Raw genomic sequence first — 23,614 nt, forward strand, 5'->3', positions numbered from 1 at the left:
TCAATACATCTACCAAATACGTATAAACACACTGTTAAATGTAGCATATTTTGGCTGAAAGCGTGGTTTTACCCCTGATTTTTAGCCACTATGATTACAAAACACTGATAGGATCTATTTCATGAAATTAACCATTGCAACGCGCGAAAGCCCTCTTGCTCTTTGGCAAGCCAATCATGTAAAAGCCACGCTTTTAAAACACTTTCCAGATCTACAAGTAGAACTTCTAGGAATGACCACGAAAGGCGATCAGCTTCTCTCTTCTCCACTCAGTAAAATTGGTGGGAAAGGCCTCTTTATCAAAGAGCTTGAAGTCGCAATGTTAGAAGGCCATGCCGATATTGCGGTACATTCTATGAAAGATGTCCCTATGGCTTCTCAATTACCTGATGGCTTATCCGTACCGGTTATTATGAAACGGGAAGATCCCCGCGATGCGCTTGTTTCAAGACATTATACTTCTCTTGAATCACTGCCAAAAGGGGCTATTGTGGGTTCTTGCTCCCTACGCCGTCGCGCACAAATTCAAGCACTCCGTCCTGATCTTGTTCTAAAAGATTTACGAGGCAACGTCAATACACGCTTACAAAAGCTCGATAATGGTGAATTTGATGCCATTATCCTTGCAGCTGCAGGACTTAAACGCCTTGGTTTCCAAGATCAAATTAGTGAATATTTAGCAGATACAGTCTCCCTACCGGCCGTTGGACAAGGCGCCATTGGTATTGAGTGTAAATCAGATAATGAAGCGGTATTAGAGCTCATTATGGCCCTTAATGATCTAGATACTGCTATTTGTGTGAAAGCTGAACGAGCATTTAATGCAAGACTCAATGGTGGTTGCCAAGCACCTATCGCTGGCTTTGCACAATTAACTGAGTCTGGCCTCTATCTTCGTGGATTAGTGGGCGACTTAGATCATGGCACTATTTTATTCCATGAAATCACAGGACGCCCTGAAGATGCTGAAGCCATTGGAACAGCGCTTGCCGATCATCTATTAGCGCAGGGAGCAAAAGAGATTCTGGACAAGATCTATGGACAAGCTTAAGCAAGCTAATAGTAACCTCTCCCCTTCAGAGATCGGCATTATCGTCACACGCCCTGAAGGGCAAGGTCTATGGCTAATAGAAAAAATCAATCAAAGCGGAATGCAGGCATTCTCACTGCCGGGTTTTACTATTGAACCCACAACGCATACCGCTGAAATTGAAGAGGCTAAAGCGCAGATAACACAATATGATTATCTGCTCTTTACAAGTCCCAATGCGGTTAAATATGCCGATTACTTTCAGATTCCCTTTGATAAAATAAAGGGCTGTATAGCACTTGGTCGGGGTACTGAACGTGCCCTACGGGCATTCCTAACGCAAACCAAGATTATTACTGCACCGAAGCCTTATACCTCTGAGGCATTAATTGCCTTACTCAAGAAGCAGCGCCTTGTAAAAAATCGATCAGTCCTCATCATGAGTGGCGAGGGCGGCCGTAGATTATTGGCAAAAGCTATCATCAATCTCGGTGGACAAGCTCGATATTGTGATCTCTATTATCGGAAAGCACCTGTTAACCCTGACTTTTTCGCTATTACTAGGTTTGAGAATAGACAAGATAGTAAGAAAAAAGCCCTCTACCTTGTCATATCAAGCCAAGAAGCTTTTCATAATTTACTCCCTGAAATAACAAAAAATAACGTGCGATCCTCGATAAATGGCGTATTTGTCGCTAGCGATCGTTTACAAAACATTGTAAAATCAGAAGGATTTGAGAATATTATTGTCGCTAAATCGGCACTTGAAAGTGACCTTTGGCAGGCTATTGAGATGCAATTACTCTCTCAAACTCCTAATTTGGACTCCCCTTTAACGATCTCATCTGATAATGATAAGGAGCTCTCTATGACTAAAAAAGAGCAAAAGCAGAACAAAAACCGCGCAACTGAAAATAAGGTTGCGACCTCTTCTGAAAATACCGCAGAAATCACAACAAATGCAGCTGAAACAAGTGATGCAGCCGTGGTTGATGATGCTAAAACACCAGAAATGGTAGCTAAAGCAACGCCAAAAACAGAAGACGTGGTTGATACTGTAGCGCAGGATGAGGCTACATCAAACGATAATAGGGATATTAAAGAAGCAATCACTCAAGAAAACATCAGTAATGCTAATGATGAGCAGTTTGATGGGAATGATCAAGGCTCTACACCACCGCCTATCACACCGCAAGCAACAGCACACGCTTCTAGCGGCGGTGGAAAAGTAGTGGGCTATATTGCACTCTTAGTCGCACTTGCCTCTGCCGGCGTGAGTGGATTTACTTACTATCAAAGTACACTCGGTCAAGATGACCAGCTCACAGGACTTAAAAGTTCATTACAGAGCAATCAGAGCGATCTACAAACACTGACGACAAACTTCAGCAAGCTTCAATCAGAATTGAACACCCTGAAATCAACGGCAAATAAAGCTGCTTCTACCCCTTCTGCTGATGATTCTGTTCAAGGGCAAGTTACACTGCTTGCACAGAAATATGATTCACTCAATGATGCTTTGGCACAATCTGCAAAAGGCTTACAAGGTCAACTCGATACACTGAAGACAGCACAGCAAGCATTAGAAGAGAAAACAACACAGATTGATAATATTGCTAAAGTTAGCGATCAAGCCATTACCATTGCGAATAGCTTTGATAAGAAGCTTGCAGAGCAAGACCTCAAACAAGCTGTTGTTTTAGATGAAGCGAAAGAGCTGATCACCACGATTAAGAGCATTACCGATCTTGAACTACTTCGCACAACAGAAGTGGACTATCTCCTTAAAATTGCCGTTCAAAAAGTAGAATACGATAGGGATTATAAAGGCGCTGCGGATCTTTTAACGACGGCCATTGATCGTCTTGGTCAAATCAATAGCATTAACTTTACAGAAACAAAGCAGCTCTTAGAATCTAATATCGCCGATCTAAAAGCACTCAATCCTGTTGATATGATGATGATTACAGAGCGTCTTGAAAAAGTGGTCTCACTTGTGCAACATGCGCCACTTAAGAGCGATAGCGCACTTGTAAACCTCAAAAAAGAGATCTTTGATCAGCCTACTGATGAGGGCAATTCTTGGGGAGATAAGCTTCATAACTCACTCAAGCACCTCATTGTGATCGAAGATAAACGTGCCGATGTGCCTGAGCTTATGGCAAAAGAGGATCGTTTCTTCTTAGTACAAAATATTCAGCTCGAATTAACATCCGCTAAAATCGCTGCGCAACAGGATCAATTTGATCTCTTTGATCATTCATTAGATACCGTCAAATCTTGGATTACCACCTATTTCGATGAAGATAATGCAGATGTTCGTGAAGCATTAAAACAACTACAGTGGATGCTTGATGCCAAATTTGATACAACACCACCAAATATCCAACGAACCTTAACTGATTTCGAAGCAACTCTTCGAGCGTATAAAGGAGCGTAATCATGGGACGATTATTGAAAACCCTAGGCTGGATTATTTTAATCCCAATCCTCGCCATTTTACTCTTTTACACTGTAAAAGATGATACGGGACAGGTACTGATTACCGGTACTTTTCCACTCATTGGTCCAAAGACAATTCATACCACAATTGTAGGGGGATTGCTGCTTGCCGCTATTGCAGTATTGATTATCTACGTCATTATTCGAGTAGTGATTACGATTATTAAAACACCACACCATTTACGGCGTTTTTCACTGAATCGAAAAGCACGAACAGCAGACAAAAAATTTGCTCAAGCGGAGATTGCATTACTCGAAAATAAACCTGATGTTGCGGAAGATCTCTTCTTGACGGCAGCAAAAGGGAGTAAAAGCCCTAATCTCTGCTATGTAGGTGCGGCACGAGCAGCTCAATTATTAGGGAAAGAAGATCGCCGGGATCGTTATTTACGGGAAATCGATCTTTCTGGATCTAAACATGATCGTGAAATTGCAGAAATTAAACGCGCAGAGATTCTTATCGAAGCAGATGAGAGTGATAAAGCTGAAAAGCTGCTCAAAGATCTACTCTCACGCCATAAAAGCTTTCCTGCTGTGCTTATGCTGGGTGTTACACTACAACGTCAGGGTAAAAATGAAGAGTTATTCCGTTTACTTCCTGATCTACAGCGCGCAATTCCTCGTTTAACACCTTCTGAAGATGTTACGCAATTTACGCAAGATATCTACAAAGCACTCTTTGATTATGCAAGTACGATTAGTCAAGATTCTGATCAACTTAAAATTGTCTGGAACCGCCTCCCGAAAGGTTTACAGCATGATCCTGATCTTTTAATCCATTATGCCAATCGTCTGCTTGATGTGGGAGATACCAAACAAGCAGAAGGATTGTTGCGTAAAGAGATTAACCGCACACAAAATGATCGTTTAATCTTAGCTTATGCTCATCTCTATCGCGGAGATCAGCCTAAACTCCTCAAACATGCGAAACGTTTCCATGAGACGCAACCGGATAGTGCTATTACACAATACACATTAGCAAATATGCTCTTTAGAAGTCAGCAATTTGAAGATGCTAAAACGCATCTATTAAAAACGATAGAGCTAGATTCACAATTTGCAAAAGCCTATCAACTACTCGGGGAAGTATTACTTGCTGAAGGGGATAAGGAAGGCGCATTAAAAGTCTTCCAGCAAGGGATTACGATCATGCTCAATGAACGACCTAAAGATGTAAAAGTCGTCGATGGTGAGCTGCTTATTGAATCTACTGACAAACTCGGTCATTCAAAAGCAGGAATCGAAGTCGTAGAAGGTGAAATTGTTGATGACACACAAAATGCCTCAACAATGGGAGCTGATAATGCAGAAACTGCAGAAAAATCAGAACCATCTGATGATCAATCTGATCCCACATCAGAGACAGCACCTGATAATACAATAGACAAAGTCAACAATCCCGATCCTCGTCGTTCGCTATAAATCGACAAGGTGATCATAAAAATTAAATCCTAAGATTTCCTGAGAATCTTAGGATTTTTTATATAATAATATCGGTTCAAAATAAGTTTGTTTAAACGCCGGCGCATCGGCTGATCGAAGCAAGGAAGACGTTCTATCCAGCATCTTGCAAGTATTGTTTAGTACGGTTTTATATTTTTTTAAAATCCCGCAATAGCTGTTTAAAACCATTTTTCTTAAACCAAATTGACTATGTCTTCAGCGGATCAAGCTAATTTCTTCCAGCAACTCCTTTCATACACCTTATTGACTTTCTTAACCTTATTGCCCTCGTAAAGAGTATTCACTCGAAGTAATTCTTTGAAGCCCCTCTTCTGTTTGTACTAACAACGCACCATCTTGATCAATCCCCATTTCTCTTCCCTTACGGTATAACTCATCCCCTCGCCAGATTGCGATATCTTGCCCATAAAAATAGCTCTTATCAGGCCAAATTTGGGTAATATCCACAGGGTTTCTATCAGGATTAACGACCTCTTGCCATAGACGATAAAGCGCCGTAGTTAATGCGGCGACTAAAATATTGCGATCAATGGGTTCCCCCACAATCTCTTCACAAGCAATAGGATTATTGTTTAACCCCTTTTGCGATCCCTGTATCGATTTCGTAAGAGGCTGATGATTATTAACACCAATGCCAATCACAACGACAATCCCTTGAGCGGTAATCTTTGTTTCCACTAAAATACCGGCGAGCTTTCGACTTTGATACCAAATATCATTAGGCCATTTAAGCTTAATATCTTTCAGCCCCATATTACGCAGTGTATCTAATAAAATAATGCCTACCCGCACACTCAGACTCGGCAAAAGATCTATCGCAGTTAAGGGGAATTGTACTCTCAAGGAAAAATAGAGATTGACCGCCAATGGCGAAATCCACTGCTTCTCTCTTCTCCCTCTACCACTTTGCTGCATCTCTGCAACAGCAATCGCAATTGGCACAATCTTTTCTGCAGAATCGACATTTAGCGTCAATAGATCCGCATTTGTCGATTCCGTTATAAAGTTGTTCAAAATGGAACATTGCTGATTAATAATCGGAGGCAGGTAACTACGAATTTCAGCTTCATCAAGTGGCTGATAGCGTTTAAGCGTCGTGATAGTTGGAGGAAGATTGCCATTATGACCGGAATCAAATTCAAAAATCGTACTCTGCTTGGCTAACCATTGACTGCTTGCTATCGCCTGTTCGAGTGATAAGGGGATTTGATGAGATATTAATAATGCTGGCAAGGCATAGGATTCTCGCTCTGAAAGATAAGGAAAAAGCAAACTAGCCCCTTGAATAACAGGAGTATTGATAGCGTGATCTTTTTCCACTGCCTCTATTAAATTCTTTTGCTCATCCATCGTTGCTACCCTTTTCTCTAACTATATCCCATAAAAAAGAGCGCTCAATTGAGCACTCTTCTACGATTGTGAATGACCATTCAACATTGATCAACCAATCAATGGTCACGCTTCTCGATTTAGCTAAAGAAGATCACGCTAAATAGTAAAAGCCAACCAACAACACAAAGACCACCGATAATAAAGAGTGGCAATCTATATAAAAATACACTTTCTGACATGACTTCCCCTTCTTGTTCAGGAAATAAATACTAACTATAGTACATTAACAACAGCATCTGCCGCAAGTTCAATATTTTGATCATTGAGCGCTGCGATACAGATTCTACCAGAACCGACTGTATAGATAGCGTAATCCTTTTTCATTTTCTCCACTTGATCTGCATTAAGACCTGAGTAAGAAAACATTCCAGCCTGTTGATTAATAAACTCAAAATCAATTTTATCTTGTTTGCTATTTAAAAGCTTCACAAATTTAGCACGCATATCCTTGATACGATCACGCATCTCTGCAAGTTCTTGTTCCCAAGAAGCTCTTAATGTAGGATCTGCTAAAACATAATGAACGATTTGCGCACCATATGACGGCGGTGAGGAGTAGATTGCACGCACCATTGTTTTAAGTTGTGATGTAATTCGCTCTTGCTCTTTTGCATCAGAAGTAATAACGGTTAATGCACCAATACGCTCGCTATAAAGAGAAAATGATTTAGAGAAAGAAGTGGCAATAAAGACCGGAATATCCTGCTCTGCAAAGATATGGATTGATTCAACATCTTCACGAATGCCTTTTGAGAATCCTTGATAAGCCATATCTAAAAATGGGATCAAATCACGTTCCTTAAAGAGCTTCGCAACTTTCTGCCACTGTTCTGTCGTTAAATCAGCCCCTGTCGGATTATGACAACAAGCATGCAAAATCACGATACTATTCGCCGGCAATGTTTCCATAAATTGATAGAATTTATCAAAAGCAACGCCTTTAGTTTCAGGATCGAAATAAGGATAACGCGCCACTTTAAAACCTGCGCCTTCAAAGATCGCAATATGGTTATTCCAAGTAGGATCAGAAACATACACTGTGCTATTAGGAACGATTTTATGAAGGAAATCAGCACCGACTTTAAGTGCACCAGTTCCACCTAATGATTGAACCGTTGCAAGACGCTTCTCTTGATAGAGTGCATGATCTTCAGGGAAAAGCAGTTTTTGTACACAATCAACATAACTCCCTAAACCACTCATAGGGAGATAAACTTTCGGTGTAGGATGTTCATAAAGATACTTTTCAGCGGCTTTTACTGCATTTAAAATCGGCACTTGTCCATTAGCATCTGAATAGATTCCGATACTTAAATTGACTTTAGGATCTCTAGGATCTTTTTTGTAGGCCTCTACAACCCCTAAAATAGCATCATCGGGTGCTAATGGTACTTCATTAAATAGTTTCATCTTTTCCTCTCTTGTTATAACGGCCAAACAAAGATCACTGCCGGTACTACTGTGATAATCAATAGTAAGTCAAGCAGTAAACCCATTCGCCAGTAATCCCCAAATTGATAGCCTCCAGGCCCCATCACTAATGTATTGGAATGGTGACCAATCGGTGTATTAAATGCACACGAACAAGCAATCGCAATAATCATTAAATAAGGGTCAATATTATGCCCCATCATATTGGCAATCCCTACTGCTATCGGCGCCATAATCACCGCTGTTGCCGAGCTGTTGATCACATCTGTTATCAACATTGTAATCAACATGACAATAGCTAATACTACCACACCGGGAAGCCCCTCTAAAAGTGGGATAATCGATGCGACAATAATATTTGTTGCACCCGTTGCCTCTAGTGCTGCACCTACGGTGATAAAACAACCTAAGAGCACAACAAGCGGCCCATCAATACTCTGATAAACTTCTCTTAATGTAATGATTTTAAAGATAATCATCAAAAAAATTGCCAATGGAAATGCAATATGGGGTGGGAGAATTTGTAAAGCGACTGCAAGGATTGCTAACAAAAAGATAATGACCGTTGGCCACATTTTTGAAGAGGGTTTTAGGCGAATATTACGCTCCGCAAGTGGCAAGCACCCTAGATAACTCATCATCTCCGGAAGCTCTTTTTTATAGCCTTGTATCAACAGAATATCCCCCGCTTTCAAGGTCACTCGAGAAAATCGTTGTCGAATTTTCTCTCCTTGCCGAGAGATCCCGAGAATATTGATATTATATTTCTCTTTTAAATAGAGCTCTGAAATCGTGCCGTTAGTAATACGTGCCCCTGGATTGACTATCACTTCTAATACTTCAATAGAATCCGGCGTGTGCTCTTTTGTCGCCTTTGAAAACTCAATATCAACGCCGGTGAGTAGCTCTAGTTGCTTTAAATCTTCCGGTTGCCCCTCGATCAAAAGCACATCTTTCTCTCGCAGAATCTCCTCTTTACTCGGCGATAAAATACGTCTTGCACCTCGAAGTAACGTTACAACATTGACGTGACCTTCCGTTACCTTTTCAAGATCTTGAATTGTTTTACCAATAAATTTGTTATTTGAAACAATTCTCGCCTCTAATAGATAGTCATCTGTTTCAAATAATCGACTACTATTCTCCGTTCCACGTACAGGGATTAGACGCCATCCGACAAATGAGATATAGATCAGTCCAACGACCACCACAACAATCCCGGTAGGTAAAAAGTCAAACATCGAAAAAGCACCGGCCACTGGATCCGCACTTTCCCGATATTGCGCAATAATCATATTAGGAGGCGTTCCGATTAAAGTGGCAGTTCCACCTAATAAAGAAGCAAAGGCCATCGGCATCAGCAGCTTAGAAGTGGGGATTTTATAACGCTGTGAAACCTGTAATGCGACAGGCATAATGAGCGCAAGTGCTCCAACATCATTCATAAAGGCCGAGAAAAATGCCACAAGCCCGGTGAGCGTTAGAACTAATAATGCCGGTCGATCTGAAAAACGGCTTAAATGTTGTGATAAATGGTAGGTTACGCCGGTACTCCCTAATGCATAACTCAAGACTAATACCGATGCAACCGTAATTACAGCTCGATGACTAAACCCTGAAAAAGCATTATTAATCGGCACGACACCGACCAACACCATCGCTAAGAGTGCACCGAGCGCAACAACATCGTAGCGCCATTTACCGATCATAAAGGCAATAAAGCTACAGAGTAGAATCAATAGTGCGTAGAGTTGCACATTAGAGATTCCCTGAATCAAGGGTCCAGAAAATAGGGTCAGCATAAGTTATATTATTGATGCAATTATTGACGAGAAATTAAGAGTTTTTCTTGAGCAGAAAGCATCCCTGCCTTCTCTTCATCTGTAAATGATTGCTGATGATATACGCCAGTTTCACCATCTAAACACCAGGCCGTATAGTCTTCAAAATAGTACTGCAATCCTTCCCGTATAATATGCGCTTTAATTGATTCATTGTAAATAGGTGTTGCAATCTCGATCCGTCTGAAAAAGTTACGATGCATCCAATCGGCACTTGAGATATAAAGTAGCTCTTCCCCGCTATGATAAAAATAGAAGACTCGGGAATGCTCTAAAAAACGACCTACCACAGAGAATACGCGAATATTTTCTGAAAAACCAGATAAGCCTGGGCGAAGAGAACAAGCCCCTCGAACCAATAAATCAATTTTTACCCCAGCATTCGAAGCCTCATAGAGCTTTTCAATGAGTCCTTTCTCTAACAGTGCATTCATCCGAGCCTTAATGTACGCAGGTCTACCTGCTTTTGCCTCCGCTATCTCATACTCAATATGCTCAATAATATTGTCATAAAGGGTAAAAGGCGCTTGCCATAATTTACTCAAATGAGGAGGGCGACCTAAGCTTCCTAAATTCACAAAAATATCAGTAACATCTTGTGCTATTTCTCGATCACAGGTCATAATCGCAAAATCAGTATATACTCTCGCTGTACCCGTATGATAGTTTCCAGTACTCACATGAGTATAATATTCTAAATGATCAGGATTACCCTCTGTTGGTTCGTGTCTTACGATCAAGAGCATCTTCGCATGCGTTTTATAGCCAAAGATCCCATAAACGACTTTTGCCCCCGCCTCTTCTAATACAGAAGCCCAGGCAAGATTTGTCTCTTCATCGAAGCGTGCCATCAACTCGCAGACAACATTGACCTCTTTCCCATTTTTAGCAGCGGTAATCAAATGTTGCATCAATTGGGATTCCGTTCCTGTACGGTAAATTGTCATGCGAATCATCTGTACTTGAGGATCTTTTGCGGCAGCCTCTAATAATTTAACAGTTGGCGCGAAGCTATCAAAAGGATGATGAAATAACTGTGTTTTTTGGCGAATAACGGCAAATAGATCATGCCCTTCGCCCCACTTATCTGAGAATTTAGGTTGAAACTCGGGATAAAAAAGTTCGCTCTTCTCTTTCAAAAATCCCCGCAGCTCTCTGAAACGGGTAAGATCAATAAAATGCGCAATAGGATAGACTTCATAAGCTCCAAGATCGAATTCTTTCGTCAAGAATTGAATAATTCTTTTCGGCATATGTCTACTAATTTCTAATCGAACTGCATGCCCGAAATTACGTTGATGCAGCTCTCCTTTCAACGCTTGATGTAAATTTGTTAATTCTTCTTTATCAATAAAGAGGTGACTATTACGTGTTACACGAAATTGATAAGCTGCCTTGATTGTAAAACCATTGAAGATGGTTTTCAGTTTATCGCGAATTAATTCACAGATAGAAGTAAAACGAACAACACCATTGCGTTTTGCAAGTAATACCAATGAGGGAAGATTTTTAGGGATAGAGAGCATTGCAGTATCTACTTCCCGACCATAAGTATCTTTCCCTTTTAATTCAATAATATAGTTTAAAGATTTATTATAGATATGCGGAAAAGGATGCGCCACATCCAATGCGATAGGCGTTAAAAGTGGACTAATAAATTCTTGAAAATAGAGATCTAATTGTGCTCGATCACCCACTGTCCAATCTTTACGTTTAATGAACTTAACGCCTGCCTCTTTTTCCAATTGAGGTAATATCGCATGAGAAAAAACCTCATATTGCTCATAGACTAATGCCGATACCCGCTCATGAATATCTTCTTGCCAACTTGCTGCACTCTCACCATCAATATTATCTTCCCCAGCAAAAATCCGTTCTTTAATATTCGCAAACCGAACTTCAAAAAACTCATCCACATTAGAAGAAACAATCGTAATAAAATTAAGCCGCTCTAATAGCGGTGTCATTTTATTTTCAGCCTGCTTCAAAACGCGTTCCTGAAAAGCTAGGATTGATTTTTCTCGATTAATTAATGGTAGTTCCATGGCGTTTAATCCTTTATCCACATAAAAAAGCCCGCTTATCAATGATAGCGGGCTCTCACTATTTAATTAAAAACTTTTCAATCTATTAACTGCATCGAGCTGCGATTGAGCAAGAGTTAACTCTATCAGCGCCTTTTCAATATCAAGTGATTGACCACCTGATGCGATCGCCTTACGAGCTTCCTCCTGTGCCTTTTGCACAGCAGCTGCATCTAAATCCTTCGCTCTTTCAGCACAATCCGCAAGAACAATGATTTCTTGAGGTTGAACTTCAAGCAACCCGCCTGAAATCCAAAAAACCTCTTCTTTACCATTCTCTAAGGTCAAGCGAACTTGACCTGCTTTGAGTTGCGCTAAAGTGGGCACGTGACCAGGATAAACACCTATCTCACCTGTAGCGGCTGTCGCTGCAAAAAACGTTGCAACGCCTGAATAGAGCTCTTTTTCAGCACTTACCACAGTGACATTGATAGTTTTCATATGATCCCCTTATTACTTTTTGTTCTCTTTCGCGTAACGATCAAGAACTTCATTAAAGTTACCGGTCATATAGAACATTTGCTCAGGAATATGATCCCCTTCGCCTGCAAGAATTGCTTTAAAGCTTGTAATCGTATCTTGCAATGAAACATATTTACCAGGTGCACCGGTGAAGACTTCAGCAACATGGAATGGTTGTGATAAGAAACGTTGGATCTTACGTGCACGTGATACGGTCAATTTATCATCTTCTGATAACTCATCCATACCAAGAATCGCAATAATATCTTTAAGTTCTTGATAACGTTGAAGAATCATCTGAACGCCACGAGCTACATCATAATGCTCTTGCCCAATGACTAATGGATCTAACTGACGTGAAGTTGAATCAAGTGGATCTACCGCAGGATAGATACCTAGTGAAGCAATATCACGTGAAAGAACGATTGTTGCATCTAAGTGAGCAAACGTGGTTGCTGGTGATGGGTCAGTTAAGTCATCCGCAGGAACATAAACCGCTTGTACTGATGTAATTGAACCTTTCTTCGTTGAAGTAATACGCTCTTGTAATACCCCCATCTCTTCTGCAAGTGTTGGCTGATAACCTACCGCTGAAGGCATACGACCTAGAAGCGCTGATACTTCAGTACCTGCTAATGTATAGCGATAAATATTATCGATAAAGAGAAGAACATCGCGACCTTCGTCACGGAAATACTCAGCCATTGTAAGGCCTGAGAGTGCTACGCGAAGACGGTTTCCAGGTGGCTCATTCATCTGGCCATACACCATCGCAACTTTATCTAATACGTTAGAATCTTTCATCTCGTAGTAGAAGTCATTCCCTTCACGAGTACGCTCACCCACACCGGCGAATACTGAAAGACCTTCATGGGCTTTAGCGATGTTGTTGATTAATTCCATCATGTTAACGGTCTTACCAACACCCGCACCACCGAATAGACCAACTTTACCACCTTTTGCAAATGGGCAGAGAAGATCGATTACTTTGATACCCGTTTCTAATACTTCTGTAGAACCTGCTTGATCTTCATAGCTTGGCGCTTTGCGGTGAATTGCCCAATGTTCTGATGCTTCAACTGGACCTGCATAATCCACCGGACGACCTAAAACGTCCATGATACGACCTAATGTACCTGTACCGACGGGAACAGAGATAGGGCTCTTAGTATCTACAACTTCAAGTCCTCTTTGTAAACCATCAGAACTTCCCATTGCGATCGTTCTAACAATTCCATCACCGAGTTGTTGTTGTACTTCAAGTACGAGATCATCCTTTGATCCAACAACATTCAGTGCACTATATATACTTGGAACAGCATCGCGTGGGAATTCCACGTCAACAACCGCACCAATTATCTGTACAATTTTTCCTGACATACTCTATCTAAACCTCATTTACCCAAATTTTTGTTAACGTCGTATTAATTGATTGCGGCTGCACCACTAACAATCTCAGTAATTTCCTGAGTAATCGCTGCTTGACGAGCCTTGTTATATACTAACTGTAACTCATCAATCAGATCGCTTGCATTATCACTTGCTGCTTTCATTGCAATCATCCGAGCGGCCATTTCACAGGCAACATTCTCTACCACAGCTTGGTAAATTGCATACTCAACATAACGGTCTAACACGATACTCATCAATTCGGCAGGCGCAGAATCATACTCATAATCCCAAGCCAAGTTTGAATCGCTTGGCGTAAGACTATCAAATCCCAATTGCGCTTGTAGGGCTCCCGGAATAACCGGTAATACCTGAATCGCCGTTGGTTTCTGCGTCATAGTATTAACAAACTCATTCGCAAAGACATGAAGTTCATCAATTTTGCCTGATTGGAAAAGATCTAACATGGTTGTAGTAACACCGATAAGATCTTTAGAAGCAGGATTGTCCCCAAGATTATTCGCAGTTGCTACGAGATTTCCCCCGAAACGGGCAAAAAATGCATTTGCTTTATTTCCAATGGTCGCAACATCTACTTCAATATTGTTATCTTGCCAAACCTTCATCTGAGTCGCGACGAGTTTAAATAAGTTATTATTCAACCCACCCGCTAGACCACGATCAGAGCTCACAACAATAATGCCTACACGCTTTACTTCACGTGGAATCAAATATTGATGCTTAAACTCTTCAGGTGTTGCCTCACCTAAATGCGCTGCAAGCTTGATAATTTGTTGCGCATAAGGGCGAGATTTATCACGACGGAGCTGAGTCGCACGCATTTTACTTGCTGCAACCATCTCCATCGCACTAGTAATCTTTTGCGTATTACTAATGCTTTTAATCTTGCCACGTATTTCTTTTCCAACAGCCATGAAATCCCTACCTAATTGCTATCTGTTACAATCTAAAAAGTTACTTACGCAACCTTCCAGGTTTCACCTTTCTTATATTGACTTACAACTTTGTCAAGTGATGCTAATACTTCATCATTGTAAGCACCTTTGCTGAGGCCTTGTAAAAGTTCTTGCTCTGTAGCGTTTGCTGAAGCAATAAGACCTTGTGCAAATGGACGAACTTCTTCAATAGGTAGATCATCAACATATTTGTATTCAATTGCATAGAGGATTAGAGCCATCTCTGCAATGCTATATGGACGATATTGCGCTTGTTTCATAAGCTCAGTAACACGCTGACCGCGCGCTAATTGCTTACGTGTAACTTCATCAAGATCAGATGCAAATTGTGAGAACGCCGCTAGTTCACGATATTGTGCAAGAGCAAGACGAACACCACCACCTAATTTACTGATCAATTTAGTTTGCGCAGCACCCCCTACACGAGATACTGAAATACCAGCATTCATCGCAGGACGGATACCTGAGTTAAAGAGATTCGATTCAAGGAAGATCTGACCATCTGTGATCGAAATAACGTTCGTTGGAACGAATGCAGATACGTCTCCACCTTGTGTTTCGATAATTGGTAATGCAGTTAATGAACCTGTTTTACCTTTTACTTCACCATTTGTGAATTTTTCAACGTAGTCTGCATTAACACGTGCAGCACGCTCAAGAAGACGTGAATGGAGGTAGAATACATCCCCAGGATATGCTTCACGACCTGGAGGACGACGAAGAAGAAGGGAAATTTGACGATATGCAACCGCTTGTTTTGATAGGTCATCATAAATGATTAACGCATCTTCACCACGATCACGGAAATATTCACCCATTGTACAGCCTGTGTAAGCTGAAAGGTATTGCATTGCTGCTGAATCAGAAGCACCTGCTGCTACCACAATAGTATGTTCCATCGCACCATGCTCTTCGAGCTTTGTTACGATATTCGCAATGGTTGAGTTCTTCTGACCAATTGCAACATAGATACATTTGATACCACTACCTTTTTGGTTAATGATTGTATCGATTGCGATTGCAGTTTTACCTGTTTGACGGTCACCGATGATAAGCTCACGCTGACCACGACCTACTGGTACCATTGAGTCAATTGCGATATAACCTGTTTGCATTGGTTGATCAACTGATTGACGATCAATAACGCCTGGTGCGATCTGTTCGATAGGTGCTGTCAACTTAGTACCAAGCTCACCTTTACCATCGATAGGATTACCTAACCCATCAACAACACGGCCTAATAATTCAGGACCGATTGGTGTTTCAAGGATACGGCCAGTACATTTTACTTTATCGCCTTCTGTGATTTTTTCATAATCACCGAGAAGTACAACACCAACAGAATCTCTCTCAAGATTGAGCGCAAGGCCACGAACACCGTGTGGTAATTCAACCATTTCACCTTGCATCACAGCATTAATTCCGTGAACGCGCGCAATTCCATCAGTTAAACTAACAACGGTACCTTCCGTTCTTTCTTCCGGCTTGAGCTGAAATTCTTCAATCTTGGATTTAATGAGACCACTGATCTCAGATGGATTTAATTGCATCTTTTAAATCTTCCTCTTATATTCATTAAACTTAATTCATTGATCGGATCATGCCGTCTAAACGACCTAAAATTGAACCATCAATGACTAAATCATCTATTTTTAAAATAGCACCACCTAATAAGGAAGGCGAAATGGTTACTGTTAATTCGATCTCTTTATTAAAACGTTTTTGAAGAGCCTTAACAAACATCTCTCTCTGCCCATCCGTCAATGGATATGCACTTTGCAATTCCACTTCTTGGATATTTCGTTCTTCTAATAAACGCATTCTGTACTCGTCATAAACAGAAGGCAAAATCTCATAACGTTTATTGTCACAAATAGCGAGTAAGAAATTACTCTCTTCTTTTGTGAGATCACGATTTAAAATCTTAGCTGCTAATTCACCTAAGAATGCTGTTTTCTTTTCGGAACCTAGCTCAGGTAAGCTCATTACTTCACAAGTTGCTTCATTACCCATTAAGGTTTTTAATGAGTAAAGAAATTCTCTCCAACGATCTTCGCTTTGAGAATCCTCTTTGGCAACCATAAATACGGCTTCTGCATAAGGTCTTGCTACTGTTGCTAAATCTGACATATTTACTTTACATCGTTTATTAGTTATCAAAATGCTCTTCGAGAGAAGAGCAGGCGACTATAGCTGATTGGCTAACTCTTCTAACATCTTAGCATGAGTTTTCTCATCAACTTCTTTTTCAATGATCTTACTTGCACCTAAGATACTTAAAGCAACAACTTGTTTTCTCAAACTTTCTTTCGCTTGATTCACTTCTGCTTCAATCTTCGCATGCGCCGCATCGATCTCTCTTTGCCCAACTTCTTTGCTATCTTCTTTTGACTTTGCAATCAAACTATCTGCTTGGCTTTGAGCTTTACCCACAAGACTTGCCGCTTCAAGATGAGCCTGTTTCATAAGCTCATTAATTTCTGCTTCTGTCGTTGCTTGAGCCGCGACACTCTCTTCTGCTGCAGCTAAACCTTCAGCAATTTTCGCACGTCGCTCTTCAATAGCTTTGATTAAAGGTGGCCAGATAAACTTCATAACCACCAAAACCAAAATGAAAAAGACGATAAACTGGGCAATCAAGGTTGCGTTAATATTCATTTTACTACCTATCCTTTATATGCCTGTATAACAAATGTCTTTACCACTTAAGCTTAAGTGTAATGTAATTGTGTAATTACGCACCTGCGAATACAGTCATACCGAAGAATACAGCAATACCAACACCGATTAAGAATGCAGCATCGATAAGACCAACAAGAATGAATACTTTTGGTAATAATGAATCCATGATTTCTGGTTGTCTTGCTGAAGCTTCAATATATTTTGAACCTAACATAGAAATACCGATTGCCGCACCAATTGCACCAAGACCAACGATAATACCGCAAGCGATTGCAACTAAACCCATAATATAACTCCTTAATTTAAGAAAACACTAACGTTAACAATAATTGACAAAACACAATCTTACGATTGATTCTTTAATGAGATTCATGCGCTTGACCTAGATAAACTAAAGTCAATGTCATGAAAATATAAGCCTGTAATACCACGATTAAGATATGGAAGATTGCCCAAGCTGCACCAGCGAAGATATGTAAACCCATCCCCCAAAGTGTGCCTGTTGCGCCTAGAAGTGCAATCAACATAAAGATTAACTCACCGGCAAACATATTACCGAAAAGTCGCATTCCTAATGAGAATGCTTTTGAGATAAATTCAACAAGGTTTAACACAAAGTTGGCAGGTGCTAACCAGATACCGAAAGGTGCGCAGAATAGCTCTTTTACAAAACCCATACCTTTCGCTTTAATTGAGTAGAAGATCACAACGGCTAATACAGCACATGACATCCCTAAGGTTGCACTGACATCTGCAGTAGGGAGAATTTTGTGATAAGGAATTGATTCTTTTAGACCAAACACATCTAGAATTTTATCCGCAAGGTCAATGGGTAAGAAGTCCAGTGAGTTCATCACCACAATCCAAAGGAATACAGTTAAACCTAATGGAGCGATAAAGCCTTGTGGGCCATTCACTAAAGTTCTTGATTGTTTTTCTGCAAACTCAACGAGAATTTCAACAAATGCTTGAAAGCGTCCAGGAACACCGGCAGTCGCTTTGCGCGACGCAGCATAAAGAAAGAGTACAACAACGATACCACAGAGAACTGACCAGAAAACGGTATCAAGATTGATGAGGCCAAAGTTAACAAATTCATCGGCAGCTTGTGGCGTGCCTCGCTGATTCAGGTTAACGAGATGGTGTCCAATATATGATGCGTTTGTTAATTCACTAGCCATAGCTCTCTCTATATAATTACTTTATCTTTTCTTAAGGAAGATACCAACACATACCCCAATGGCACCTGTGTCACAATGATGATTCCTATCAGGAAAGCCAATAAATTAGGCTCCTTGATTACTATGATACTGATACCGAAGAGTAACACAATAACAAATTTATTTAAAAAGACGCCGATCCAAAAGAAAATCTTGTGAAATTTTAACAACGAAATATTAGCTGCCATAAAAACATTGGGTATCAAAATAGAGATACCTGCAGCTAATAGAGAAATCGCTGTTACACCATCATACAGTAACCAAGAGCTGATTGATATGATTAATAAAACAGCGAGTTGTATTCCCACGATCTTCGGAATCATACGATCCTCGCCTTTAAATTCTTGCCAAGATTATAGTCGGGCTACGAACTGAGGTCAACTTATTCGTAGCCTTTTTGTAGGGATTTACACGGAACGTTTAATTTTCAATAAAATACCGTCTAATTCATCTAACGAGTTATATCGAATGACGACTTCCCCTTTCCCTTTTTTACGCGCTTTAATTTCGGTCATCGCGCCCAAAACTTCACTTAAATTACGCTCTAATGACAAAAGATCAGGATCTTTTTCAGTTTTTTTCACATCTTTAACATTACCTGCTAACTGCTGTTTCACTAAGCGTTCAGTATCACGAACCGTTAAAGCCTGCTCAACCACTTGCTGAGCAACCGCCAACTGCTTTTTAGCTGGCAATGCCAATAATGCTCTTGCGTGCCCCATATCAAGCTTTCCTTCGGATAATAACGCTTGTACCTCAGGCGCTAAATCTAACAGGCGTAACGTATTGGTAATAGATGAACGAGAGCGACCAATGACATCCCCCACTTCTTGATGTGTCAAAGAGAACTCTTCGATCAAGCGCTTTAATGCAATCGCCGTTTCAACAGGATTAAGATCTTCCCGTTGGATATTCTCAATAAGGGCGACCGCTAAGGCTTCCTGATCACTCATCTCTTTAAAGATGACAGGCACACGCTCTAATCCGGCAAGCTGCGAAGCTCTCCAACGTCTCTCACCTGCTAAAATCTCAAAGCGAGAATCCCCTTTCACACTGCGCACTACAATCGGCTGAATAATCCCTTGCGACTTAATAGAATTTGCCAATGCTTCAAGTGCCGATTCATCAAAGAAACGACGTGGCTGATATTGCCCTGGCATTAATTTATCAATCGCCAACTCTTTTACCGCAGATTTATCTACATTCGCATGGCTATCTGTCGCAACGTCTGCACTTTTTTGACTTAGAAGCATCTCTAAGCCACGACCTAATCCTCTTTTTTTCACGCTGACCTCTTTTTCTTACTGCGGGCAATAACTTCACGAGCAAGCTCGGTATACGCCTCTGCCCCTTTTGATTTTGCATCGTACACGGTAATCGGCACACCATAACTTGGCGCTTCTGCTAATCTTACATTTCTAGGAATAATGGTTTCAAACATCTTCTCTTCAAAATGCGCTGTTAAATTCTCAGATACTTGTACGGCTAACGTATTACGGCCATCATACATCGTACGCAATACCCCCATAATATTGAGCGCCGGATTGGTACTCTCTTTCACCGTTGAGATCGTCTCAATTAGCCCAGAAATCCCTTCTAGAGCATAATATTCGCATTGCACCGGGATAATCAGGTCTGTTGCTACCGCAAACGCATTGAGCGTCAACATATTCAATGAGGGCGCACAATCGAGTACAATATAATCAAAGTTGCTCAAGATTGGTGTTAATGCCTCTTTTAGGCGATAAACTCCATTGGCCTCTTGCGCAAGGATCACTTCAACCCCCGTCAAATCGCCATTCGCTCCGATCAAGCGCATATTCGCCTGTTCTAAATCTAAAATAGTATCTGCTAAGGTTGCTTCGCCTAACAATAGATCGACAACCCCATACTCTAATGTTTGTTTATCAACCCCAATTCCGGTCGTTGCATTACCTTGCGGATCGAGATCGATCAAAAGTACATTCGGACGAACTTTACTTTGGGTTAAAGCTGCAGCTAAATTTACCGCCGTTGTTGTTTTTCCAACGCCACCTTTCTGATTTGCTACTGCAATAATGGTTGCCAATTGCGCCTTCCTTTATCTGTTTCAACTCTTCATTCAATAATTAATGGGGCTTTCCTCAACTAATGAAAAATATCCGACCACTGAAATATTGATTTTGCTTATTTTCATTCAAATAACATTATGTTTCAAATAGATTTTATGCCTTTACACTGATATTGATCATAAACCCCGATCTTCAAGTGTGGCATTTACCGACCTTTAACATAACCACTTATATATTGATATTATTCATTAATACTACTATTTCTCTATATCTACTCATTGCAGCGCAACAATAGTGACATTATCTTTTTAATAAAATCAGATGTCGCTCTTCTGCTAAATGCGGAACCGTTAAGCTAATGACTTCACGATGTGGAAATCCTGTGACATTTTGCCATTCGGCATCAAGCCACTTCCCTTTCATTGCGACCATACTGCCTGTGGGTTTTAAGAGATGCTCCGACCATTTCACCATATCTTCGCCACTTGCAAACGCCCGAGATAGCACTGCATCAAACCCTTCTTCAGGATCATAATCCTGCACCCTTGATGTGACGATTGTGACATTATCCAACCCAAGCTCGAGCTTCATCTGTGTTAAAAAACGAGTTCGCTTTGTGGCGCTATCAAGCAATGTCCAAGCGCATTCTGGCATCACGATCGAGAGCGGAATGCCCGGCAATCCTGCCCCTGTTCCCACATCAATAAATCGCCCCTCAGGGAAACGCGCCCGAAGCTCCGGCACTAAGACTAGAGAGTCCAACAGATGTTTAATAATCATCTCATTAGGCTCTGTAATCGCCGTGAGATTGTAGGCTCGATTCCACAAGAGCATCCCTTGCAAATAGCGGGTCAGTTTATCACAAGCCCCCTCATCAATGGCAAAAGTGAGCTCTGATAATGCAAGCTTTACCATCTCTTGGTTAATACTCATCGTGTCATTTTCCTTTATTCTCTATCTGTTAGTAAACATTCGCACAAAATGAATGTCTATTTTTACTGCACTCAAGCCATTTGAGCATCTAATACAGCTGTCAACCATCTCTAAAAGCAACAAGGGATACAATTTGCATCCCTCATTCTTCACACAATTCTGCCACAATCCTTTATGCCGATTGCGATGAATCTTGTTAATTCACCTTATCGATTCAGCGTGTCGAATCACCTCGTCAATTATCCCTTTAAAGGCATCTCTTTAGGTAGTGGGTAAATTCTAACACGACTACCTTTGGCGGTTGTCTGATTCTCTTTCATCTCAATTAAGCAATTAGCATCGCTCAAACCACTGAGCATTGCCGACCCTTGACGACCGACAGAATCAACAAAATATTCGCCTCGCTCATCCTGATAGAAATTACCTCGTAAGAATTCCCGGCGCGGTTGAATTTTATCACTTCCAAAATTAATCGTTGCCATTAATTGTGGCAATTGTGGTGAAAGCCCCATCAATTTTTTGAGCGCAGGATAGGCTAATAGATAGAATGTCGCATAAGCTGAAACAGGATTTCCCGGCAACATTAAGATATGGCATTGACCAATTTTACCCCAACCAAAAGGTTTCCCTGGCTTAATGGCTAACTTCCACATATTCAACTCACCCAACTCTGTGATCGCTTTAGCAATAAAATCCGCCTCGCCCACTGAAGCACCGCCGCTTAGAATAATCAGATCATTCTCTTTGGTAGCACGAGTTAATGCCGATAAGACATCTTCATAGCTATCCCGTAAAATACCGCCATCTATGACCTTACCCAGACTGTGAATCCACGCCAACAACTGATAACGGTTGGCATCAAAAATTTGACTCTCGGTAATGGTTTCCCAAGGCTCTTTGAGTTCATTCCCTGTTGAGAATACCGTCATACGAAGTGGTGTATAAACATCCACCTCCCATACTCCTTGTGATGCAAGTAGCGCAATCGCAGCCGGATCGAGTAGATGTCCTTTGTGGAATAAAACAGCTCCCTTTTTAATCTCTTCTGCTTTGTAGCGAATATTTTGCCCGCTTGCGATCGGCTCCATCAACATTAAGGTATGCCCTTCAACCTTTGTCTGCTCCTGCATCACAACGGTAGTACTATTCCCCGGAACCTTTGCACCAGTAAAAATACGCGCAGCTTCCCCCGGCTCTAGCGATGATGAGACCGCATCCCCGGCTAAAATACGTTCAACAACCCGAAACTCTAGACGATCCCCCTCAGGGTCACAGAGCGCATAGCCATCCATCGCACTATTATCAAATTGTGGCGTATCATAGTTTGCCACGACATCCATCGCAAGTTGTCGATTATAAGCTTGAGAGAGCGGTAACCGCTCCACAGCACGCTCAAGTGTCATTCCCGCAAGCAATTCCCGTAATGCTACATCATAACTTTTCATCTTATTTTTCCTCTAACTTGTGGATATCTTCGATACTATTACAATTTAAAAAATCTGTTTCACATTGAAAGCGAACCGGCTGAGCCTCAAGCTGCTCGAGTAATGCCCGAATCCGCAATTGATCTGCCGCTAATAATGCCTCGATACATTGCAGATCGGCCACCTTCCCTTGTAGATAGAGATAGTGCCCCCGTTCTGCTGTCGTAGCATAAGTTGCCTTGACTCCATTAGAGCTCTCTTCCCTTGCCTTTTGTAGAGTGACAACAAGATTCGTAGGAATAAAAGGGCCATCACAACTTACGACTTGTAGGCAATCGGTTGCCTTTAAATGCGGCAACAATGAAGCAATCCCCGCTAATGGCCCTTTACCGCGCCATTTTGATAGGTCTTGAATCACCGGTAACCCAAAGGCTTCATACGCTGCAATATCACTATTTGCCGAAAGATAGAGCTGATCAACTTGCGGTCGTAGACGATCAATCACGTGCGCAACTAAAGGTTTTCCTTCAAGCGATACTAACCCCTTATTACGATACCCCATCCGCCGCCCTTCTCCGCCGGCAAGAATGAGACCGATCATACGCGAGGTTTTATAGGGATCTTCTTTACCCCTCCGATTATCGATTGCTTTATCGGCGTCCTTATTGATCTCGTTCGCTTCCCGCTCTGTTTGCTTCATTGCACCCCTCTTGATCTCCCTACCCTCTCACT

General features: G+C 41.2%; 21 protein-coding genes. 3 read left to right on the plus strand and 18 right to left on the minus strand.

Annotation, left to right across the window (positions count from 1 at the left end):
* The first annotated feature begins 121 nt into the window (after window positions 1-121).
* From hemC to DC083_RS05230, 3 genes are read left to right on the plus strand one after another with little or no spacing between them, the layout of a single operon-like run.
* Entirely contained in the window at window positions 122-1,051 is a 930-nt protein-coding gene (gene hemC, locus DC083_RS05220) for a hydroxymethylbilane synthase (protein ID WP_109189184.1), read from the plus strand.
* Window positions 1,038-3,470, plus strand: a complete 2,433-nt coding sequence (locus tag DC083_RS05225; RefSeq protein ID WP_109189185.1) for a uroporphyrinogen-III C-methyltransferase — start codon at window positions 1,038-1,040, stop codon at window positions 3,468-3,470. Before hemC ends, DC083_RS05225 begins: the two co-directional genes overlap by 14 nt.
* A gap of 2 nt (window positions 3,471-3,472) precedes the next feature.
* Entirely contained in the window at window positions 3,473-4,954 is a 1,482-nt protein-coding gene (locus DC083_RS05230) for a heme biosynthesis HemY N-terminal domain-containing protein (protein WP_109189186.1), read from the plus strand.
* Window positions 4,955-5,254: 300 nt separating this feature from the next.
* Here the strand turns inward: DC083_RS05230 and DC083_RS05235 are convergent, their stop codons facing one another.
* The 18 genes from DC083_RS05235 to mobA all read right to left on the minus strand — a co-directional run bounded on the left by DC083_RS05235 (window position 5,255) and on the right by mobA (window position 23,582).
* Window positions 5,255-6,346, minus strand: coding sequence for a biotin--[acetyl-CoA-carboxylase] ligase (locus DC083_RS05235; RefSeq protein WP_109189187.1), 1,092 nt, complete (start codon window positions 6,344-6,346; stop codon window positions 5,255-5,257).
* 255 nt (window positions 6,347-6,601) lie between these two features.
* On the minus strand, window positions 6,602-7,798 hold the full coding sequence (locus tag DC083_RS05240) for an amino acid aminotransferase (RefSeq protein WP_109189188.1): 1,197 nt from the start codon (window positions 7,796-7,798) through the stop codon (window positions 6,602-6,604).
* Between the two features lie 14 nt (window positions 7,799-7,812).
* Entirely contained in the window at window positions 7,813-9,576 is a 1,764-nt protein-coding gene (locus DC083_RS05245) for an SLC13 family permease (protein WP_229822489.1), read from the minus strand.
* A gap of 65 nt (window positions 9,577-9,641) precedes the next feature.
* Window positions 9,642-11,705, minus strand: coding sequence for a polyphosphate kinase 1 (gene ppk1, locus DC083_RS05250; RefSeq protein ID WP_109189190.1), 2,064 nt, complete (start codon window positions 11,703-11,705; stop codon window positions 9,642-9,644).
* Window positions 11,706-11,771: 66 nt separating this feature from the next.
* Window positions 11,772-12,185 (minus strand): F0F1 ATP synthase subunit epsilon, encoded by a 414-nt coding sequence (locus tag DC083_RS05255; RefSeq protein WP_109189191.1) that lies wholly within the window; start codon window positions 12,183-12,185, stop codon window positions 11,772-11,774.
* Between the two features lie 12 nt (window positions 12,186-12,197).
* On the minus strand, window positions 12,198-13,586 hold the full coding sequence (gene atpD, locus DC083_RS05260; protein WP_109189192.1) for a F0F1 ATP synthase subunit beta: 1,389 nt from the start codon (window positions 13,584-13,586) through the stop codon (window positions 12,198-12,200).
* Between the two features lie 44 nt (window positions 13,587-13,630).
* A complete protein-coding gene (gene atpG / locus DC083_RS05265) occupies window positions 13,631-14,530 on the minus strand; it encodes a F0F1 ATP synthase subunit gamma (RefSeq protein WP_109189193.1) in 900 nt (299 codons plus the stop codon).
* 44 nt (window positions 14,531-14,574) lie between these two features.
* Complete coding sequence (gene atpA, locus DC083_RS05270; protein ID WP_109189194.1) at window positions 14,575-16,122, minus strand: F0F1 ATP synthase subunit alpha; 1,548 nt, start codon at window positions 16,120-16,122, stop codon at window positions 14,575-14,577.
* Window positions 16,123-16,153: 31 nt separating this feature from the next.
* Entirely contained in the window at window positions 16,154-16,702 is a 549-nt protein-coding gene (locus tag DC083_RS05275) for a F0F1 ATP synthase subunit delta (RefSeq protein WP_109189195.1), read from the minus strand.
* A gap of 57 nt (window positions 16,703-16,759) precedes the next feature.
* Complete coding sequence (locus tag DC083_RS05280) at window positions 16,760-17,230, minus strand: F0F1 ATP synthase subunit B (protein WP_109189196.1); 471 nt, start codon at window positions 17,228-17,230, stop codon at window positions 16,760-16,762.
* Between the two features lie 76 nt (window positions 17,231-17,306).
* A complete protein-coding gene (gene atpE, locus DC083_RS05285) occupies window positions 17,307-17,540 on the minus strand; it encodes a F0F1 ATP synthase subunit C (RefSeq protein ID WP_026878830.1) in 234 nt (77 codons plus the stop codon).
* Between the two features lie 73 nt (window positions 17,541-17,613).
* Window positions 17,614-18,435, minus strand: a complete 822-nt coding sequence (atpB, locus tag DC083_RS05290; protein ID WP_026878831.1) for a F0F1 ATP synthase subunit A — start codon at window positions 18,433-18,435, stop codon at window positions 17,614-17,616.
* A gap of 8 nt (window positions 18,436-18,443) precedes the next feature.
* Window positions 18,444-18,797: an ATP synthase subunit I gene (locus DC083_RS05295; protein ID WP_109189197.1), complete on the minus strand. Its 354-nt coding sequence runs from the start codon at window positions 18,795-18,797 to the stop codon at window positions 18,444-18,446.
* A gap of 84 nt (window positions 18,798-18,881) precedes the next feature.
* A complete protein-coding gene (locus DC083_RS05300) occupies window positions 18,882-19,727 on the minus strand; it encodes a ParB/RepB/Spo0J family partition protein (RefSeq protein WP_189364603.1) in 846 nt (281 codons plus the stop codon).
* Between the two features lie 29 nt (window positions 19,728-19,756).
* Complete coding sequence (locus DC083_RS05305; protein WP_109189199.1) at window positions 19,757-20,542, minus strand: ParA family protein; 786 nt, start codon at window positions 20,540-20,542, stop codon at window positions 19,757-19,759.
* 283 nt (window positions 20,543-20,825) lie between these two features.
* Complete coding sequence (rsmG, locus tag DC083_RS05310; protein ID WP_109189200.1) at window positions 20,826-21,458, minus strand: 16S rRNA (guanine(527)-N(7))-methyltransferase RsmG; 633 nt, start codon at window positions 21,456-21,458, stop codon at window positions 20,826-20,828.
* A 239-nt stretch (window positions 21,459-21,697) separates the two neighbouring features.
* Complete coding sequence (locus tag DC083_RS05315) at window positions 21,698-22,903, minus strand: molybdopterin molybdotransferase MoeA (protein WP_109189201.1); 1,206 nt, start codon at window positions 22,901-22,903, stop codon at window positions 21,698-21,700.
* Window position 22,904: 1 nt separating this feature from the next.
* Entirely contained in the window at window positions 22,905-23,582 is a 678-nt protein-coding gene (gene mobA, locus DC083_RS05320; RefSeq protein WP_109189202.1) for a molybdenum cofactor guanylyltransferase MobA, read from the minus strand.
* Window positions 23,583-23,614: the final 32 nt, after the last annotated feature.

The organism is Ignatzschineria ureiclastica (genome assembly GCF_003121845.1).
GTDB classification, from domain to species: Bacteria; Pseudomonadota; Gammaproteobacteria; order Cardiobacteriales; family Wohlfahrtiimonadaceae; genus Ignatzschineria; species Ignatzschineria ureiclastica.

Coding starts and splice junctions, on each gene's coding strand:
- hemC (WP_109189184.1), top strand. CDS start 122: ATGAAATTAACCATTGCAACGCGCGAAAGCCCTCTTGCTCTTTGGCAA.
- DC083_RS05225 (WP_109189185.1), top strand. CDS start 1,038: ATGGACAAGCTTAAGCAAGCTAATAGTAACCTCTCCCCTTCAGAGATC.
- DC083_RS05230 (WP_109189186.1), top strand. CDS start 3,473: ATGGGACGATTATTGAAAACCCTAGGCTGGATTATTTTAATCCCAATC.
- DC083_RS05235 (WP_109189187.1), bottom strand. CDS start 6,346: ATGGATGAGCAAAAGAATTTAATAGAGGCAGTGGAAAAAGATCACGCT.
- DC083_RS05240 (WP_109189188.1), bottom strand. CDS start 7,798: ATGAAACTATTTAATGAAGTACCATTAGCACCCGATGATGCTATTTTA.
- ppk1 (WP_109189190.1), bottom strand. CDS start 11,705: ATGGAACTACCATTAATTAATCGAGAAAAATCAATCCTAGCTTTTCAG.
- DC083_RS05255 (WP_109189191.1), bottom strand. CDS start 12,185: ATGAAAACTATCAATGTCACTGTGGTAAGTGCTGAAAAAGAGCTCTAT.
- atpD (WP_109189192.1), bottom strand. CDS start 13,586: ATGTCAGGAAAAATTGTACAGATAATTGGTGCGGTTGTTGACGTGGAA.
- atpG (WP_109189193.1), bottom strand. CDS start 14,530: ATGGCTGTTGGAAAAGAAATACGTGGCAAGATTAAAAGCATTAGTAAT.
- atpA (WP_109189194.1), bottom strand. CDS start 16,122: ATGCAATTAAATCCATCTGAGATCAGTGGTCTCATTAAATCCAAGATT.
- DC083_RS05275 (WP_109189195.1), bottom strand. CDS start 16,702: ATGTCAGATTTAGCAACAGTAGCAAGACCTTATGCAGAAGCCGTATTT.
- DC083_RS05280 (WP_109189196.1), bottom strand. CDS start 17,230: ATGAATATTAACGCAACCTTGATTGCCCAGTTTATCGTCTTTTTCATT.
- atpE (WP_026878830.1), bottom strand. CDS start 17,540: ATGGGTTTAGTTGCAATCGCTTGCGGTATTATCGTTGGTCTTGGTGCA.
- atpB (WP_026878831.1), bottom strand. CDS start 18,435: ATGGCTAGTGAATTAACAAACGCATCATATATTGGACACCATCTCGTT.
- DC083_RS05295 (WP_109189197.1), bottom strand. CDS start 18,797: ATGATTCCGAAGATCGTGGGAATACAACTCGCTGTTTTATTAATCATA.
- DC083_RS05300 (WP_189364603.1), bottom strand. CDS start 19,727: ATGCTTCTAAGTCAAAAAAGTGCAGACGTTGCGACAGATAGCCATGCG.
- rsmG (WP_109189200.1), bottom strand. CDS start 21,458: ATGAGTATTAACCAAGAGATGGTAAAGCTTGCATTATCAGAGCTCACT.
- DC083_RS05315 (WP_109189201.1), bottom strand. CDS start 22,903: ATGAAAAGTTATGATGTAGCATTACGGGAATTGCTTGCGGGAATGACA.
- mobA (WP_109189202.1), bottom strand. CDS start 23,582: ATGAAGCAAACAGAGCGGGAAGCGAACGAGATCAATAAGGACGCCGAT.